Consider the following 17,239-nt stretch of genomic DNA (forward strand, 5'->3'; position numbering starts at 1 on the left):
GCGTCTTTTTCCATTCTATTATTTAAATACAGGCTCTTTGAATTGAGCAAGTTTTTCCAATGAAGATTGCTGAACATCTTTATGCAGGCTGTTTCCATGTGAATCCATGGTAACCACAGCAGTAAATCCTTCAACGTTCAGATGCCACATTGCTTCTGGAATACCAAATTCAGTGAAGTTTACACCCTCGACTGATTTAATGCAGTCTGCATAATATTGAGCAGCTCCGCCGATCGCGTTTAGATAAACGCCACCGTGTTCGCTAAGGGCTTCTAGTGTTTTTGGCCCCATTCCGCCTTTACCGATAACTGCACGGATACCAAATCGTTTCATGATATCGCCTTGGTACGGTTCTTCACGAATACTTGTTGTCGGTCCCGCAGCCTTCACATGCCATTTACCTTCTTCGTCCTTCAGCATAACTGGTCCACAGTGATAGATGATTTGTCCATCAAGGTCGATTGGTGCTGGGTTTTCAGATAAGTGCTTGTGAATTGCGTCACGGCCGGTATACATTCTACCGTTAATATGGACTACGTCCCCAACTTTCAATTCACGGATTTGTTCTTCCGTAATCGGTGCTTGCAGGGTGATTTCACGGGAAGCTTCAACGTCTGTTTCTACAGCTGCTGCCACTTCTTCCTTTGCGGCTTTTTCTGCTTCTAGAGCAAAGTCGATTTTCTCACCATCTTGATATAGCCATTCATTGATATCGCCTGTTTCTGGATTCACTTTCACTCCTAAACGACGGAAAGCCCAGCAGTTGTATGCAACGGATACGAAAAAGCTTGCCGGGATACGGTGCATGACACCGATTTTACAGCCAAGCAGCGTGGTTTCCCCGCCAAAGCCCATCGTGCCGATTCCCAATTCATTGGCTGTCTCCATGATGTAATCTTCAAGTTTACGAAGATCCTCATTCGGATTCACATCTTCATTACTGCGGAAAAGTTGAGCCTTTGCCAGATCATATCCGGATGAACGGTCCCCTCCGATACCTACTCCGATGAAGCCTGCACTGCAGCCTTGTCCTTGAGCTTGGTACACCGAGTGAAGGATACATTTACGGATCCCGTCCAAATCACGGCCCGCTTTTCCCAATCCTTCAAGTTCCATAGGAAGACTGTATTGGATATTTTTGTTTTCACAGCCGCCGCCTTTTAAGATGAGACGGACATCAATATAGTCTTTTTCCCATTGATCGAATTTCATGACAGGAAGACCTTCCCCAAGGTTATCCCCGCTATTTTCACCCGATAAAGAGTCAACGGCGTTTGGACGAAGCTTTCCGCCTTTAGTCGCTAATATGATTGCATTTCGGATTGCTTCTTTTATTTCAAGTTGGTTCACGCCAACTGGAGTTTTAATTTTGAAAGTCGGCAGACCAGTATCCTGACAAATCGGCGATACATTGTCGTCAGCCATTGTAATATTATTCGTGATCGTAGCCAAGCTCAACGCAGAACGAGTTCCTGCATTTTCACGTTGTTTTGCGCCTTTGACCGCACGACGAACATCCTTTGGAAGATTCGTTGAAGTTTCAACGATTAGACTGTACATGCTTTCTTGGAATTTTTGAATATCCAAATTTCTCTTCCCCCTCTTATTTCCCCTAGATTTAATCATTTCCCCACTTCTCTATAAAGAGCGAATGATACAACACCCGTTTTATTATACATCTAACATAATCTTTCGAAAACAAGTAATTCATTTTCTTAAAGTGAAAAGCAATCTGGCTAAAATTGATCAAGTCGGCAAGAATGGCCCCTGAGAATAAAAGTATTCCCAATCATTACCTATTACAGGTGATGATTATCTAACTAAAAAAGGATGACGCTAATTTGCTCGTCATCCCTTCATGAATATTAACCTGGAAAAAATCATACTATCGATACAGATATTATTCTTCTTCGCGCGTTTTGAATTGTTCAACCTTACCTTCCAAATCATCTAACATGCCTATTAAGCGGTCTATATCTTCCAATTCAGTATTTTCCGGTTCGATATGATCAAGAACCTCCATGAACATCGTGAGGCGTTCTTTTAAGTATGTTAATTGTTCGTTTTTACCTGTTATGGATTTTCCCATGAGGCACTCTCCTTCCGTTCTTCTTTCATCGTAACGAAATCCGCTTGAATGTGCAATGGCAGGCTAAAAATACAGTTCTCCGCCATTTGACAATATTTGTCCCCATTGTTCATAATGGGTTAGTGCATTATTACGTAAGGAGTTATAAATATGGCTATAATCAAGCAAGATCTTTTAACACCAATTACACCCAAGTATGATCCTTGGGAAGCATATATGGACGTTGAACAATATGGAAAGCTCAGTCTGACCAATGTGGAATTCACCACCACCACCCTTTGTAATATGCGTTGCGAACATTGTGCTGTCGGTTACACACTTCAGCCCAAGGACCCGGATGCCCTTCCTCTTGAATTACTGATTCAGCGCCTTGATGAGATTCCTCTGCTTCGTTCCCTCAGTATAACTGGTGGAGAACCGATGCTATCAAGAAAACAAGTGAAGAATTATGTATTGCCTTTATTGAAATATGCCCGTAGCCGTGGGGTTCGGACACAGATCAATTCCAATTTGACCCTTGATTTGGAGCGGTATGAGGAAATCATTCCATATTTGGATGTCCTACACATTTCCCATAACTGGGGAACAATCGATGAATTCATTGATATCGGCTTCGCCATGATGGACCGTAAACCGTCCCGGGAACAGCGAAAGAAATTATTTGATAAAATGATCGAAAATTCACTTGCCCTTACAAAAGCTGGTGTGCTCGTTTCCGCAGAAACGATGCTTAATAAACGTACCTTGCCGCATCTTGAGCATATCCATAGACAGATCGTCGATGAAATGGGATGTCAAAGGCATGAAATTCATCCGATGTATCCAAGTGACTTTGCATCGGCACTTGAAACGTTATCATTGGAGAATATGCGTGAAGCGATTCATCATTTGCTTGATATCCGTGATGAAAATGTATGGATGCTTTTTGGAACACTGCCATTCTATCCTTGCAATAACAACGAAAAGGATATAGAGCTGCTTAAACGCCTTTATGGTTCACATAAAGTGACCGTTCGGAATGACCCTGATGGACGCTCTCGGTTGAACGTCAATATTTTCACCGGGGAAGTCATCGTGACAGATTTCGGAGATGCACCTACTTTAGGAAACATCATTGATCGGCCATTGACCGAATCGTATGACACATGGATGAATTCAAAACTTGCCAATGAATTGAACTGCCACTGCCCGGCGGTAAAATGTCTAGGCCCGAATGTTCTTGTCAAAAATGCTTACTATCCTAAGGAAGACTTCAAGATCAGGAAGTCGATCATATGAGAAAAAACTCGCCCATCCGGCGAGTTTTTCTATTTTACCTGGGTTGCTGCGAGACTGTAAAGCTGAAGGAAACATGGTCTTGAACCGGTATCCATGCCCCTATGCCTTGTGAAGTGATGTTTTTGATCGTAATCGTTCTTTTATTACCTTTTAGGTTCAAATACACTTCGCCATATGTGACCTTCCCTTTTTCATTGACGGCGGAAGCATAACTGGATAAGTAACCGATCCTATTTGAAGCAACATTGTATACTTCATCTTTTTTGGTACCCGCTCCAATGATCGTTTCGAAAGCCAATGGCAAATGGGTCTTTTCCGTGGCTTTTAACAGCATCATTTTTTGAACATCCTCGGACTTAGGGATTTTCGCTGTCAAACCGCCGCTTACTGCCTTTTGACCTTCCTGGACGTAACGGATCCTATATGGCACTTCACCGCCGCGATTATCATAGTAATTCATGTTGATTTTTTGGTATTCCCAGTTTGGAGCCGTTTCTGATGACTCATAGTTCAAGGCCCAATGGCCAAGATAAATGGTCGCTCTGTAACCAAAAGCAAGCGGAGCCTTTGCAACTGCTGATTCATTCAACATATGAATGAGTTCTGGATTTTCAATTTTTATATCCGACGAATCAATCAATTGTTGGGCAAACTTACTCGGCTGCAGCATCGGGAGATCCTGGGTCGGGTTCGGATACGTATTCTCCTTTGCTATATTCAATACAGAAGGCGGGATATTCACCTTATTCGGTGTTGCTTTATCCCTTGGTATATCGGCTGCATAACTTACATTCGCCTGAATAAAGGCAATTAGGGCAATCATCGTAATAAGAATAATTCTTCTCATGCTGTAGCACTCCTTTTTAAGGGTTCAATCATTTTGTTTATAGATTTTGTTTTTAGTCAACATTCTATACATTTCAATACGATGTCGATTTTGTAATGTATTTGTAAAGTTCAGAATATTTACTTTTCTATACAAATCGTTTATAATAAATTTACATTATAAAAAGGAGGCGAAATCGATCGTTCATACCTATTACAACTTCAGGAGGTATGCTTATCGAACAATCCATGACACCCTTTTCAAGGATGACAGAAAACGAATTCGCCTATACTTAAATTTGATATAAAAGGATGGTGTGACACTCTAGAATATTTCTCAACTTTTACAAAAGCATGATGAAAAATTTTGGATTAACTTATGAATGGTAATTTACTAATATAGAAATGACTCTGCTAAATCTAACCTGAGCAGAGTCATTTTTATTTATATAAAAAAACCTTCCGAGTCGGAAGGTCTGGAAATCTTATAATAAGTAAAAACCAATCCCCATAATGAAGTAAGCAGCTAATAGTGTAAGGCCTTCAAACCAGTTCGTTTCCCCGTCATTGGATATCATGATCATCAGAAAGACAGCTGAAACCATTGAAATCAGCTCTGGCCATGTAAAAATAAGCGGCATATGTGTCGGATACATTAACGAAACCAGTACGAGGACAGGTGCTACGAACATCGCTACTTGAAGTGTGGAACCAACTGCAATCTCAACAGCTACATCCATTTTATTTTTATAGGCCATTATGACAGCGGAAGCATGCTCGGCCGCGTTACCTACAATCGCTACGATTATGACACCGATGAATAACTCCGTCCACCCGAAGGTTTCCCCCACTTCATTGAACGTATGGACAAGTTTTTCCGATACGTACGCAACAGCCAGAGTAGCAACAGCAAGTATTGTTATCGCCTTTTTCTTGTTCCATTCCGGTTCTTCCTTTTCATGCTCCTCTATTTTCTCCGTATGCTGATATACCCCGCGGTGAGTAACCAATTTAAAGAACAATGCAGCAAGATATAATAAGATTAAAATAATGGAAATTCCGACACTCAACGACATCGTGCTTGATGCACTCATCTTTTGTGTGAACACTTCCGGTATAACGAAGGCTACAATAACAGCAAAGATTAACAGACCGGCATTATGTCTGGCATCGAATACATTAAATTTCTGCCGTTTGTATTTGGTCCCGCCAATAAAGAAGGAAAGTCCTGCCACCAATAATAAGTTTCCTAAAACCGAACCAGTCAAAGATGCCAATACGACACCCACCAGCCCCGCTTTCAATGAAAAGATAGATATGATCAATTCGACTGCATTACCAAAGGTTGCATTCAAAAGCCCGCCAATCCTTGGTCCCATAACAATCGCTAAACTTTCCGTCGCTCGGCCCATGAAGCCCGCTAGCGCAATGATTGTTAAGCAATATACGATGAACATGATTACGCTTGGCCAATGCAATAAAGAACCAATGACAGATATAGGGACACCTAATACGATAAGTCCCAAAAATATTTTATTCACGAAACTTCTCCTCACAATCTTTTATGTTCTTTTATGTAACAAAAACTTCGTGCTTTAACAAAGGTACATTTTATCATTGCTTCTCATCTTGTCAATATTTACCCAAATTTCTATTGCTTAATCCTCTTCCAAGGATGTAACATCAACAAGGTAAACAATTCTTAGGAGACATGGATTTATGAATCAAAAATTGCTTATAAGTGTTTTAATCTTTATGGTCGGCATATCAGGTTTTTCTCAAGGAATGCTATTACCCATCATTGCCATCATTTTTGAAAATGACGGGATCAGTTCTTCCTTAAACGGCTTTCATGCTGCGTCCCTTTATATCGGAATTCTGTTGATTTCTCCTTTTATGGAAGCACCACTCCGTAAATATGGATATAAGCCTTTGATATTATTTGGCGGAATGACAGTCATCCTTTCACTTGCCTTGTTTCCTGTATGGAAATCATTCTGGTTTTGGTTCGTGCTTCGTTTCTTCATTGGCATCGGGGATCATACGCTTCACTTTGCTACTCAGACATGGATCACCGCTATTTCACCTAAAGCAAAGCGCGGAAGGAATCTTGCCATTTATGGCCTTTTTTTCAGTCTTGGCTTTATGGTTGGCCCGCTGATGACGAAGCTTCTCGAAATCAATCAGTCATTGCCCTTCATCATCACATCCATACTTAGCCTGATCACTTGGTTAACTGTGTTCCTAATTAGAAATGAGCTTCCTGAACAGGATGAATCTGAAAACACATCATTCCTTGGCACACTCAAAAGGTTTACGAAAGTGAGCCGCATAGCTTGGGTCGCTTTTTTACTTCCGTTCACCTTTGGCGTGCTCGAAGCATCATTGAACAGCAATTTTCCAGTATTCGCCTTGCGATCAGGAATCGACTTAACTGCAGTATCCATTATCATCCCAGCATTTTCAGCTGGTACTCTGCTTACACAGATTCCTCTAGGAATGGTCAGTGACCGCTTGGGCAGGAGAAAAACCTTGCTGATTATCCTTTTTTTAGGATTTATCATATTTACACTTGCAGGAATTTATTCCCTCTCAGTACTTGGCCTTTTCATTTGCTTTATGCTTGGCGGAATGATGCTGGGTTCGACTTTCTCGCTAGGAATCAGTTATATGGCAGATCTTTTGCCTAGAAATCTTTTACCTGCAGGAAATTTGTTATGCAGTATCTTCTTTAGTCTCGGAAGCATCGGCGGACCATTTTTGGGTGGCTTGGTCATTGAACATATACAAGGGGGGAATTTTTTCTATATGATCAGCATCATGCTTTTCCTTGTCTTCATTTCATTAGCCCGGTTTAAGGAAAAAATGCCTGCAACAGATATGTAGTATAGTTTATTATCTGAACAACCCCATTTATTATTCAATTTGTTGGAGTTTATCAATAGTGCCTTTATATTGAAATAAATGGCACTTTATATTTTTTCCTAGATTAGAATCATTCTTCTTTATTTTTGAATAGGATATGTGGTAATATAATATTAGCAAAAAGGAAATCACGTATATAAACCTCTGAAATCATTGCTGTCATCGCAATTACGATGGCAGCTTTCATATTTTATCCAGAGATTTGACGTTGATTATCTTTCTCAATTATACGAAGCGCAAATGATAATCTATATCAATTACACAAAAATAGAGAAGAATGTGGGAGGGAATCTTATGACTACAGATACTAAACATTTAACCCAACCGGCTACGTGCAAAACCTCTTGGTTGGAAAAAGTAAAACCTCATTTAGAACTTATTGCTGCATTATTCAGCGGTTTATTAATAGTGTTCGGCTGGGCTCTTTCAAAGACCGGAATGGAGTCCACCTCCATCGTCATATACTTGGCCTCTTTCCTGATTGGCGGATATGCCAAGGCAAAAGAAGGCATAGAAGATACGATTGCTGACCGGGAATTGAATGTTGAGATGCTAATGATTTTCGCAGCCATTGGTTCTGCGATCATTGGATACTGGACAGAAGGTGCCATATTGATTTTCATCTTCGCTTTAAGCGGTGCACTTGAAACGTATACGATGAATAAAAGCCATAAAGAAATTTCGGCGCTTATGGACTTACAGCCTGAAGAAGCCCTACGCATCACTAACGGATATGAAGAAACCGTATCCGTTTCCCAGCTGCATATCGGGGACCTGATTTTAGTGAAACCAGGTGAAAGAGTACCTTCAGACGGAAAAATCACAGACGGACGCACCAATATCGATGAAGCGGCCATAACTGGTGAATCCATTCCTGTCAGTAAATCACTGGATGATGAAGTCTTTGCCGGAACGGTTAATCTTCGTGGAACGATTACCGTGGAAATCACCAAACCAGCAAGTGAAACGTTATTTCAAAAAATAATCACTCTCGTTCAATCCGCTCAAAGCGAAAAGTCCCCTTCTCAGCTGTTCATTGAACGGTTTGAAGGGACTTATGTAAAAGTCGTATTGACAGTTGTCGGCTTGATGATGTTCGTACCCCATTTCGTATTGGGCTGGAGCTGGACAGAAACATTCTACAGAGCGATGATCCTGCTCGTTGTTGCTTCTCCTTGTGCCCTTGTGGCCTCTATTATGCCAGCTACACTATCAGCCATTTCAAATGGTGCACGTCATGGGATTTTATTTAAAGGCGGTATCCATCTCGAGAATCTAGGTAACCTGCAGGCAATTGCCTTAGATAAAACAGGCACATTGACAAAAGGTAAACCAGAAGTGACGGATGTTATCATCCGCGAAGATTTAAACGAAGAAGATTTCTTATTTCATATTGCATCCATTGAAAATTATTCAAACCACCCTTTGGCAACATCGATCGTACGTTATGCTAAAACGAAATTGGAAAAGGACATCATGAAACCGGATAACATGGAAGATATCTCAGGTCATGGGGTTCAAGCTTATTTTAATGGTGTACTTTGGCAAGTAGGTAAAGCTGATTTCGTCGGTCGTAATGAAGCCGAACGATTCCAAAATGGCGTTGCGCTGACATTGGCAGAACAAGGAAAGACGATCGTTTATGCAAAAGATGATAAAGGGATTGCCGGTATACTCACTTTGAAAGATGTTGTACGTGAAGAAACGATTGCTGCCATCGAAGCTTTGAAAAATGAGGGCATCCATACTGTCATGCTGACAGGCGATGGTGAAAAAACGGCTAAAGCGATTGCGGCGGAGAGCCATATTGATGAATTTATTGCCGAATGCCTACCTGAAACGAAAGTGAATGAAGTGAAAAAAATGAAAGAGCACTTCGGCACTGTAGCAATGGTTGGGGATGGCATTAATGATGCACCTGCTCTGGCAACTGCTTCTGTCGGAATCGCAATGGGTGAAGGTACGGATGTTGCCTTGGAGACAGCGGATGTTGTTTTGATGAAGAATGACCTGCCTCGTATCGCGGAAGCCGTTAAATTATCCAAGAAAATGAATCGAATCATTAAACAAAATGTCATTTTCTCAATTTCTGTCATCATGATCCTGATAGCATCCAACTTCCTTCAATTCTTAGACCTGCCATATGGCGTCATTGGCCACGAAGGAAGCACAATACTGGTTATACTGAACAGCTTAAGACTTTTGAGAAATTAAAAATGGAAAAGGAGCCCTTAGGGCTCCCTTTTTTTATGGCACTTTCATTTAGTGATATCCGTTTTTACCGTTTGCTGAACCTGATGTTTTATGGTTCGAACCTTTTTTTCCTTTTTGCTTTGTGCTGCCATCCTTTTTACTCATGAAAGAACTCCTCCTCTATAAAAGTTGTCTTTTCAGAAATAGTATCTGCAGCAGGATCATACGCTATTACGGGAACTCCAGGAAGCTCATTCACATTCTGGATTTTCCTTTTCACTTAAAAGGGCATTTATTTCCCCGCCCAATATAATGATGAGTCCCGATAAATAAAACCAAACCATTAATATGATTATCCCTCCAAGGCTTCCATATGTCGCGGAATAATTAGCAAATCTCTCCACATAAAATGAAAACAAAAAGGAAACGAGGCACCATCCTGTAGTTGCAAAGACAGAACCAGGCAGCACGGTTAGGCATTTCAGTTTTTTGTTGGGCGCTATCCAATAAAGAATCGTGAACACAATTAAAAATACAAGCGAACTAATCACCCAGCGCAGTCTATTCCAAATCGTTAGAAACTCATCGGATTGTCCAATTTCGGCAAATAGGAATATTCCAATCTGTTTTCCGAATACCGGAAGCAATAAAACGACAATAAAAACAAAAATCATCGCTAAAGTGAGAAGAATCGACATTCCCCGGGAAATAAAGAAAGTTCGACTTTCTTTTACACTATATGCATGGTTAAAAGCTTTAATGATTGCATTCATTCCATTCGATGCAGACCAAATCGTTCCTATGACACCAATTGACAATAAAGTACCATTCGCCTCCATCACTTCCGATAGGTTAGCCTCAATGATTTTCATCGAATCTTCAGGTGCATATGTACGGACAGTATTTAATATATCTTCTTGGGAAAATGGCAGATAGGCCAATAAAGTGAACAAAAAAATTAGTAACGGAAACAGCGAAAGTAAGAAGAAATAGGCCAGCTGTGCAGCTAGTCCCGACACATCATCCATCTGTAACCGTTTTATGAAAGTTTTGAAGAATGAGCCTTTCAGCCATTCTTTTTTATTGGCCATACCTCCACCCCATTTTCTAATTTAAGGAAACACGTTCTTTCTGATCATCACTTGAAGACGATTCTTCCTGACCCTCTGAAGCAAAGACTTCCTTCGTCTCCATCACCACTTGCGCAACTTGCGATGGAATATCTTTCATCTCCTCTACCTTTTGGGAAATGAAGGATACATCATCGGTAATTTTTTCAACAGTGGAACGGACTTTTGATGATGTTTCACGTACTTGTGAAAGTACCCTATTGGGATTCTTTACTAATTCCTTCATATTACTCATGCAACCTTTGCTGTTTTCCAATAAAGACTCACGCGTGTTCTTATCAAAAAGGCTTACCGCGGCCCCTGCTAACGCCCCTAATAAAACTGCTTGCATAAATTTACTTTTCTTGGCACAATTATATTCTTCTCGAATGTTGCTCATATATTCTCCTCCTCTTCATATATTGGTTGATGGATAATGGTAGCTATCTCCATTATACAATGGATTAAAAAGTTTTTTCCTATCTTTTCCCACTCTCTCTCACTTTAAAACGTGGAGACACCCTTGTGAATTGGAGCTCATGCTTCGTTTTCTACTTGAATATTCATTGACTTCTAGGGGTAATCATGCAAAGATGAAAATAATTTAGGAACGTATGAAAGGATGAGTGAAATGGATTTAACACAAAACACTGCCGAAAGTGTCGAGTTTATGGTTGAAGCAATTAAGGATAAGTTAAAAGTGATGAACTTCGGTGCAATCAAATCCACCCATTTTGATATCGAAATGTACGAAGAACTGCATGATATTTATAAAATGGTGATGAAAAAAACGAATTTCAGTGTCCGTGAAATGGAAGCTATCGCTGAAGAACTTGGAAGACTCCGTAATAAGTAACATTCAGGTCCTCACATATTGGTGAGGATTTTTTCATTTTTTTATAAAATCTGCTACATTTGTTATATAGATTATTGTTGAAAAACAGAAGGGAGTTGTTCGCATGGTGGAAAGAAGAAAACCTATCAGTATCGCAGAAGCAGTGGAAAAAGTGATGAAACATCAACTAAAAGGACATGTGGAGCTGATTCCTCTTGACGAAAGCCAAGATCGTTTTTTGGCTCAGGATATAACAGCTACAAATGATGTTCCGCATTTTAACCGATCGCCATATGATGGATTTGCCCTAAAATCCAATGATACCGTTGAAGGGTCCTTAAATAATCCACTAGAGTTCGAAGTGGTTGAAGAGCTTGCCGCGGGTATGGTATCAACTATTCCCGTACAACAAAACCAAGTAGCAAGAATCATGACTGGCGCTCAGATGCCAGCTGAATGTGATGCCGTAATTATGCTCGAGCTCACAAAGGAGTTTGAAAAGGACGGAAGAAAATACATATCGTTTAAACGGTCCCTTAAGGAAGGGGAAAACGTTTCTTTTCAAGGTGAGGACGCAAAGAAAGGAGATATTCTCGTAAAAAAAGGCTCGGCGATCAATCCAGGGATCATCGGCTTGCTGGCAACATTCGGTTATGCTGAAGTGCCAGTTGCCACAAAGCCTGTCATCGGATTATTCGCTACGGGTTCGGAACTTCTTGATGTTAATGAACCATTGCAGCCCGGGAAGATCCGCAACAGCAATTCGCATGCCATCTCCGCCCAAATTCGAAGGGCTGGAGGAGAAGTCCGTTATTATGGAAAGCTTAAGGACGAATTTGAATTAAGCTACGAGGCCATTTCAACTGCCTTGGAGGAAGTCGATCTGCTCATTACAACAGGCGGCGTTTCCGTCGGTGATTTTGACCTCCTCCCTGATATTTATAAAAAACTTGGAGCCGATGTCTTATTCAATAAAGTGGCCATGCGACCGGGAAGCGTGACGACTGTAGCGGTATATAATAATAAATTTTTATTCGGTTTATCCGGTAATCCATCCGCCAGCTATGTCGGCTTTGAACTATTTGTAAGACCGATGATCCGAACTATGCTGTTTTCTGAAAAGCCCCATTTACGAAAAGAGAGGGCACAATTGGCAGAGGACTTCTTAAAGCCCAATCCATTCACACGTTTGCTGCGGACCCGGTTATTTTACGAATCCGGCCAGTTGAAGGTAATTCCTAGCGGTGTGGATAAATCCAATATTACAACAAGCTTGGCAGGTGCCAATTCACTAACCGTCTTACCTGGGGGGACCCGTGGTTTTCAAACGGGAGATATCGTGGACATCCTGCTACTTGATGACCAAGAAGGATGCAAATGGTCTTGGTGAAGAAGCCCTTTATTTTTCAGGTGGTTGGCTATCAAAATAGAGGAAAAACGACATTCATAACGAATATAATCGAAAAGCTTCGCGCAGTAAAAGTAGAGACAGCCGTTTTAAAGCACCATGGACATGGCGGAAAACCAGATATCATAGGTATGAAGGATTCCCAAAAACACTTTCAGGCTGGGGCTGCCGCTTCACTTGTTGAAGGAGATGGAACAATAGAGTTGCTCGGCAATTTCAAGACTGGAGCCCCTATTACTGAGCTCATTCAATTATTGGGTCTTTTTTCTCCCGATGTGATTTTAGTAGAAGGCTATAAGCAAGAGGATTTTCCTAAGGTCATTCTAATCAAAGAAGAAAGTGACCTCCTCTTATTGGAACGGCTTACGAATGTCAAAGCAGCGGTGGCTTGGTCAGAATGCCTGGAACGAACCAGAAATCATGCCTTAGTACCCGTCTTTCCTTTGAATTCTGATCAATTCTTTTCATGGCTTTTAGAACAAATATGAAGGAGGACACAATGTTCATTCAATTTCCCTTAGAAAAACGACGCAAGATGATCGAACGTATCCAAGAGTATGTGTATCAGGAACACGGAAAGGAAATCGGTGAAATCGCTGCTGAAAATCACTTGCAGTTCATTTTCGAAAACATAGCTCCCTTTATTTATAACGAAGGTATAAAAGATGCTAAAAAAGTGATGGACGACAGATTAGGGAACATCGAAGAAGATTTATATTCATTGGAACGACCGATTGATTAAGACAAAAAACAGCATCATACTTGATGCTGTTTTTTTCCATTCATTGTTCGGTCAGAATAAGCGGACCGTTCTTTGTTATGGCAATCGTGTGCTCATATTGGGCCGAGTATTTCCCGTCTGCTGTGGAAGCCGTCCATCCATTTGCATCCCTACTGGCTTTATATGTTCCTACGTTGACCATGGGTTCGATTGTGAATACCATGCCCTCTTTAAGACGTGGACCTTTATTCGGCAGCCCATAATGCGGAACCTGCGGCTCTTCATGAATGACATTACCTATGCCGTGTCCGATGAAATCACGAACGACCGAGAAGCCTTCCGCTTCGACATATGTTTGAATGGCATGACCAATATCACCAATCCGCTTGCCTTCCACACACACTTCAATCGCCTTATATAAAGATTCCTTCGTCACATGCACTAAATGTTCCGTTTCCTTTGAAACCTTACCGACCGTATACGTCCAGGCCGAGTCGGCTAGAGCCCCGTTGTTATTGACGACCATATCAATCGTTACGATATCTCCATTTTTCAAAGGTGTTTTTCGAGGGAAACCATGGCAGATTTCTTCGTTTATGCTTGCACATGTCGCATATTCATACCCTTTGTACCCTTTTTGTTCCGGCTTTGCCCCATGTTTTTTTAAGAATCCTTCGACAAATTCTTCTATTTCCCATGTTGTCACACCGGGAACAATCATTTTCGCAATCTCCCTATGACAAGCTGCCAAAATTTTACCTGATTCATGCATCGCTTGAATTTCACGTGCAGATTTTAATACAATCAATCGTGACACTTCCTTTTTTATTCGTCTCTCCTTTTATTTTACTGCAAAGCAGGAAGTATATGAATCCTTTACATCTTATAAAATAAAAAATCCCGGCATCTGCCGGGATTCTTTATTATTTCAATAAGTTAAGCGATTCCCGAGTAAATGCCGGTAAATCTTCTGGTGTCCTGCTTGTTACAAGTTGATTGCCGCAAACTACAACCTCTTTGTCCAAATATGTGGCACCCGCATACTCCATGTCCACTTTAATGGATGTATATCCTGTTGCATGACGTCCTTCAAGTGTTTTTGCCGTAATCAGTAACTGTGGCCCATGACAGATCGCGAATACAGGTTTTCTATCATCCATGAATGACTTCGCGAACTTTACGAAGCGTTCGTCTGCACGTAATTGGTCAGGCGAGAAACCGCCGGGGATGAATAATGCATCGAAATCCTCTGGCTTCACTGAATCGATGCTTTCATCAATCTTGACTTCCACTTCCCCTTGTTTCCCTTTAACCGTTTTCCCTTTTTCCATTTCAATCGTCGTTACCGTATGTCCGGCTTCTTCAAATGCCTTTGCCGGTTCACTGTACTCCGAGTCCTCAAACATATTCGTTACTACACATGCGATTTTTTTACTCATAAAAAATTCATCTCCTCAATTTTAGATCGAATGAACTTACTTTGTACTCTAGTTATGTTCCCTTCTGCACACTAAATAAAACACAGAAATCATAATGCTCCCATATAATCCTCTTCGTTTACGCGATAAATCCCACTTCTATTCCCAATCATGGATATCTTCCTGGATTAGATCAAAAAAAGATAAGGGGCCGCTTACCTCTTATCTTTTCCATGATATCAATGTTTAGGATACTGCCCTACAACGTGTATGGTATTGATGACTCTCTTGTTGATCCATCTCCGGTTTTCTTCCGTATTTAAACTTTCAAACACCCGCTTACGCCCTTCTTCCGTGGTTACATAGTAATTAGGCAGGTTATTCAAAGATAATGTGATGATGTCGTTTTTACATTTGCTGCACGAACAAAAAGTTTGGTATTCTACACCTGACATGAGAACCTGAACCCATGTCACAACGATTTCTTCCATCACATTTGTATATTCTCTTTGCATATAGGCTCCTTCAAAAACCAAAAACCTGTCCCTTCCAGACAGGTTTTCACTCATTTATTGCTGTCCGTGGAACAATCAGGATTTCAACTCTCCGGTTTTTCGCTCTTCCTTTTTTCGTATCATTAGAAGCAACCGGCTTGAATTCCCCATGCCCCTTAGCGCTGAACATTTCAGGATCCAACTCTTTATTTTCGAGGAGAAGTTTCATGAAATTCACGGATCGCATCACGCTCAGATCCCAATTGGATTCGTACTGGTGAGTCTTAATAGGAACATTATCTGTATGTCCGCTTACAATAATGTTTCGGGGTAAGTCCATAACCAGTAAAGATGAAATTTCCTTAGCGATCTTTTTGTTTTCACTTCTAACTTCCGCAATACCTGATTCAAACAGCACATTTTCCCGAATTGAAATCAACATACCTTCATCCGTTAGGTTCGTCCCCAATTTATCCGTTAAATCATTCTTTTTGATATAGGCATTTACACGCTCCTGAACTTCTGCAAGCTCTTCTTCCTCGTTTTTCCCTAACTTCTTGAGATCTTCTGCCCCTGCCTTTTGTTCTGGTGATGTCGGCTCATTGCTGGGGGAATCACTTGGGAAATCCATAAATCCCGTTCCGCTCGTAAAAACCTGGTTAAATACATTCGACAACTGTTGGAACCTGACTGCATCAACCGAACTTGAAGCGAATAAGACGATGAAAAGTGCAAGAAGCAAGGTTAAGATATCTGCATAGGGAACCAGCCATGATTCATCAATATGCTCTTCATGCCTTTGTTTCTTTTTCCGCCTAGCCATCTTCTCTCACATCGCCTTCTAACCACTTTTTGCGATCTCCAGCAGGCAAATAAGAGGTTAGTTTCTGTTCAATCGTTCTTGGTGCTTCCCCTTCAATGATCGATAAAATCCCTTCTATCATCATTTCTTTGATCCGGACTTCCTGCTGCGATTTCCGTTTTAGCTTATTAGCAAATGGATGCCATAACACATAGCCGGTGTAAATCCCCATCAAGGTTGCAACGAACGCGGCAGAAATGGCATGTCCCAATGCCTCCGTGTCAGCCATATTGCCCAATGCAGCGATCAACCCGATGACCGCACCCAATACTCCAAGTGTCGGTGCATATGTTCCAGCTTGACTGAATATCGCTGCCGCGCTTAAATGGCGTTCTTCCATCGCGTCTATTTCCTCTGCTAAAATATCACGAATATAATCTGCACTCTGACCTTCGACAGCAAGATTCAAGCCATTTTTCAAAAAGGTATTATCCACTTGATCGGAAATGCTTTCCAATGCCAGTAAGCCTTCTTTCCTGGCAATGACCGCCCATTCCGAAAAAGTTTTTATTAATTCTTCAGGCTTTGTCAATTTTTGTTCCAAGAATAAAATCTTGAATATTTTTGGCAGTCTTTTTAATTCTGACAAAGGGAAAGCCGTTACGACAGCAGCTATCGTCCCTACAATAATGATCAAAATAGCCGCCGGGTTAATCAACGCCGTAACACTAACGCCTTTCAACACCATTCCGACCAAGATGGCCACAATGCCAAGAACTACGCCCAAAACTGATGTTATATCCATAGTACTCACCCATTCATTTAAAGTCTCGTCTTCTCCTTATATCGGATGAAGTTTGGAAAAAATGAGGATTTTTTTACTATTCCATTCTAAATTTCATTAAACGATCACAAAATCTACCTGCTTTACTCCTTGCAAAGATTCGATTCAACAGTATTTTTCAACAAGTCGGATAAAATTTTCTTCGTGAATCGATTTTCAAGTCATTCCGTGAGTGACTTGCGGCATAGCGCCTGAAATTTATTCTTTTACTCGTGAATTTAACGCTTTTACTCGTGAGTTTCAGTGTTTTACTCGTGAATTTCAATCAGCTTTTGATGTTTATTTATTTGTTGTGATT

At 40.9% G+C, this 17,239-nt stretch carries 18 protein-coding genes; 7 read left to right on the plus strand and 11 right to left on the minus strand.

Going from position 1 to position 17,239, the window contains the following annotated elements:
• Positions 1 to 18: 18 nt before the first annotated feature.
• Together LQ203_RS19540 and LQ203_RS19545 are read right to left on the minus strand one after the other, a co-directional pair.
• Positions 19 to 1,587, minus strand: coding sequence for a fumarate hydratase (locus LQ203_RS19540; RefSeq protein WP_290370620.1), 1,569 nt, complete (start codon positions 1,585 to 1,587; stop codon positions 19 to 21).
• 313 nt (positions 1,588 to 1,900) lie between these two features.
• The gene (locus LQ203_RS19545) at positions 1,901 to 2,089 is read right to left on the minus strand and encodes an SE1561 family protein (RefSeq protein WP_061143624.1); all 189 of its coding nucleotides are present in this window, start codon (positions 2,087 to 2,089) and stop codon (positions 1,901 to 1,903) included.
• Between the two features lie 150 nt (positions 2,090 to 2,239).
• Here LQ203_RS19545 and yfkAB point away from each other — a divergent pair, with 150 nt between their 5' ends.
• Positions 2,240 to 3,367 carry a radical SAM/CxCxxxxC motif protein YfkAB gene (gene yfkAB / locus LQ203_RS19550; RefSeq protein WP_230160475.1) on the plus strand — a complete coding sequence of 376 codons (1,128 nt, stop codon included), beginning with the start codon at positions 2,240 to 2,242 and terminating at the stop codon, positions 3,365 to 3,367.
• A gap of 34 nt (positions 3,368 to 3,401) precedes the next feature.
• On the opposite strand, the gene LQ203_RS19555 is transcribed toward yfkAB, so the two are convergent.
• Positions 3,402 to 4,214 carry a YfkD famly protein gene (locus LQ203_RS19555; protein ID WP_230160477.1) on the minus strand — a complete coding sequence of 271 codons (813 nt, stop codon included), beginning with the start codon at positions 4,212 to 4,214 and terminating at the stop codon, positions 3,402 to 3,404.
• Positions 4,215 to 4,677: 463 nt separating this feature from the next.
• Entirely contained in the window at positions 4,678 to 5,733 is a 1,056-nt protein-coding gene (cax, locus tag LQ203_RS19560; protein WP_230160479.1) for a calcium/proton exchanger, read from the minus strand.
• Positions 5,734 to 5,911: 178 nt separating this feature from the next.
• On the opposite strand from cax, the gene LQ203_RS19565 reads away from it, so the two are divergent.
• Complete coding sequence (locus LQ203_RS19565; RefSeq protein ID WP_230160481.1) at positions 5,912 to 7,078, plus strand: MFS transporter; 1,167 nt, start codon at positions 5,912 to 5,914, stop codon at positions 7,076 to 7,078.
• A 333-nt stretch (positions 7,079 to 7,411) separates the two neighbouring features.
• Positions 7,412 to 9,331 carry a heavy metal translocating P-type ATPase gene (locus LQ203_RS19570; RefSeq protein ID WP_230160483.1) on the plus strand — a complete coding sequence of 640 codons (1,920 nt, stop codon included), beginning with the start codon at positions 7,412 to 7,414 and terminating at the stop codon, positions 9,329 to 9,331.
• Between the two features lie 230 nt (positions 9,332 to 9,561).
• Here the strand turns inward: LQ203_RS19570 and LQ203_RS19575 are convergent, their stop codons facing one another.
• Both LQ203_RS19575 and LQ203_RS19580 read right to left on the minus strand, forming a co-directional pair.
• Positions 9,562 to 10,401, minus strand: coding sequence for a YihY/virulence factor BrkB family protein (locus LQ203_RS19575; protein WP_230160485.1), 840 nt, complete (start codon positions 10,399 to 10,401; stop codon positions 9,562 to 9,564).
• Positions 10,402 to 10,417: 16 nt separating this feature from the next.
• A complete protein-coding gene (locus LQ203_RS19580) occupies positions 10,418 to 10,819 on the minus strand; it encodes a YtxH domain-containing protein (RefSeq protein WP_230160487.1) in 402 nt (133 codons plus the stop codon).
• Positions 10,820 to 11,050: 231 nt separating this feature from the next.
• On the opposite strand from LQ203_RS19580, the gene LQ203_RS19585 reads away from it, so the two are divergent.
• The 4 genes from LQ203_RS19585 (at position 11,051) to LQ203_RS19600 (ending at position 13,404) form a co-directional block, all read left to right on the plus strand.
• Positions 11,051 to 11,275: a DUF1128 domain-containing protein gene (locus LQ203_RS19585; protein ID WP_053344366.1), complete on the plus strand. Its 225-nt coding sequence runs from the start codon at positions 11,051 to 11,053 to the stop codon at positions 11,273 to 11,275.
• A gap of 103 nt (positions 11,276 to 11,378) precedes the next feature.
• Positions 11,379 to 12,644, plus strand: a complete 1,266-nt coding sequence (glp, locus tag LQ203_RS19590) for a gephyrin-like molybdotransferase Glp (RefSeq protein ID WP_230160489.1) — start codon at positions 11,379 to 11,381, stop codon at positions 12,642 to 12,644.
• Entirely contained in the window at positions 12,632 to 13,150 is a 519-nt protein-coding gene (gene mobB, locus LQ203_RS19595) for a molybdopterin-guanine dinucleotide biosynthesis protein B (RefSeq protein ID WP_230160492.1), read from the plus strand. Before glp ends, mobB begins: the two co-directional genes overlap by 13 nt.
• A gap of 11 nt (positions 13,151 to 13,161) precedes the next feature.
• Complete coding sequence (locus LQ203_RS19600) at positions 13,162 to 13,404, plus strand: DUF2164 domain-containing protein (RefSeq protein WP_230160494.1); 243 nt, start codon at positions 13,162 to 13,164, stop codon at positions 13,402 to 13,404.
• Between the two features lie 40 nt (positions 13,405 to 13,444).
• Here LQ203_RS19600 and map read toward each other — a convergent pair whose 3' ends face one another.
• The 5 genes from map to motA form a co-directional block, all read right to left on the minus strand.
• Positions 13,445 to 14,191 carry a type I methionyl aminopeptidase gene (map, locus tag LQ203_RS19605; protein WP_230160496.1) on the minus strand — a complete coding sequence of 249 codons (747 nt, stop codon included), beginning with the start codon at positions 14,189 to 14,191 and terminating at the stop codon, positions 13,445 to 13,447.
• 115 nt (positions 14,192 to 14,306) lie between these two features.
• Complete coding sequence (locus LQ203_RS19610; RefSeq protein WP_230160497.1) at positions 14,307 to 14,822, minus strand: type 1 glutamine amidotransferase domain-containing protein; 516 nt, start codon at positions 14,820 to 14,822, stop codon at positions 14,307 to 14,309.
• A 218-nt stretch (positions 14,823 to 15,040) separates the two neighbouring features.
• The gene (locus LQ203_RS19615; RefSeq protein WP_230160499.1) at positions 15,041 to 15,316 is read right to left on the minus strand and encodes a late competence development ComFB family protein; all 276 of its coding nucleotides are present in this window, start codon (positions 15,314 to 15,316) and stop codon (positions 15,041 to 15,043) included.
• Positions 15,317 to 15,362: 46 nt separating this feature from the next.
• Complete coding sequence (motB, locus tag LQ203_RS19620) at positions 15,363 to 16,118, minus strand: flagellar motor protein MotB (protein ID WP_230160502.1); 756 nt, start codon at positions 16,116 to 16,118, stop codon at positions 15,363 to 15,365.
• Positions 16,111 to 16,902: a flagellar motor stator protein MotA gene (gene motA / locus LQ203_RS19625; RefSeq protein WP_230160504.1), complete on the minus strand. Its 792-nt coding sequence runs from the start codon at positions 16,900 to 16,902 to the stop codon at positions 16,111 to 16,113. Before motA ends, motB begins: the two co-directional genes overlap by 8 nt.
• Between the last annotated feature and the right edge of the window lie 337 nt (positions 16,903 to 17,239).

This window comes from Peribacillus sp. Bi96, assembly GCF_918698115.1.
Classification (GTDB): domain Bacteria; phylum Bacillota; class Bacilli; order Bacillales; family DSM-1321; genus Peribacillus.

What these genes read in the sequence shown, in the direction of transcription:
- LQ203_RS19545 (WP_061143624.1), bottom strand. Translation starts at nt 2,089, where the DNA reads ATGGGAAAATCCATAACAGGTAAAAACGAACAATTAACATACTTAAAA.
- yfkAB (WP_230160475.1), top strand. Translation starts at nt 2,240, where the DNA reads ATGGCTATAATCAAGCAAGATCTTTTAACACCAATTACACCCAAGTAT.
- LQ203_RS19555 (WP_230160477.1), bottom strand. Translation starts at nt 4,214, where the DNA reads ATGAGAAGAATTATTCTTATTACGATGATTGCCCTAATTGCCTTTATT.
- LQ203_RS19565 (WP_230160481.1), top strand. Translation starts at nt 5,912, where the DNA reads ATGAATCAAAAATTGCTTATAAGTGTTTTAATCTTTATGGTCGGCATA.
- LQ203_RS19570 (WP_230160483.1), top strand. Translation starts at nt 7,412, where the DNA reads ATGACTACAGATACTAAACATTTAACCCAACCGGCTACGTGCAAAACC.
- LQ203_RS19575 (WP_230160485.1), bottom strand. Translation starts at nt 10,401, where the DNA reads ATGGCCAATAAAAAAGAATGGCTGAAAGGCTCATTCTTCAAAACTTTC.
- LQ203_RS19580 (WP_230160487.1), bottom strand. Translation starts at nt 10,819, where the DNA reads ATGAGCAACATTCGAGAAGAATATAATTGTGCCAAGAAAAGTAAATTT.
- LQ203_RS19585 (WP_053344366.1), top strand. Translation starts at nt 11,051, where the DNA reads ATGGATTTAACACAAAACACTGCCGAAAGTGTCGAGTTTATGGTTGAA.
- glp (WP_230160489.1), top strand. Translation starts at nt 11,379, where the DNA reads ATGGTGGAAAGAAGAAAACCTATCAGTATCGCAGAAGCAGTGGAAAAA.
- mobB (WP_230160492.1), top strand. Translation starts at nt 12,632, where the DNA reads ATGGTCTTGGTGAAGAAGCCCTTTATTTTTCAGGTGGTTGGCTATCAA.
- LQ203_RS19600 (WP_230160494.1), top strand. Translation starts at nt 13,162, where the DNA reads ATGTTCATTCAATTTCCCTTAGAAAAACGACGCAAGATGATCGAACGT.
- LQ203_RS19610 (WP_230160497.1), bottom strand. Translation starts at nt 14,822, where the DNA reads ATGAGTAAAAAAATCGCATGTGTAGTAACGAATATGTTTGAGGACTCG.
- LQ203_RS19615 (WP_230160499.1), bottom strand. Translation starts at nt 15,316, where the DNA reads ATGCAAAGAGAATATACAAATGTGATGGAAGAAATCGTTGTGACATGG.
- motB (WP_230160502.1), bottom strand. Translation starts at nt 16,118, where the DNA reads ATGGCTAGGCGGAAAAAGAAACAAAGGCATGAAGAGCATATTGATGAA.
- motA (WP_230160504.1), bottom strand. Translation starts at nt 16,902, where the DNA reads ATGGATATAACATCAGTTTTGGGCGTAGTTCTTGGCATTGTGGCCATC.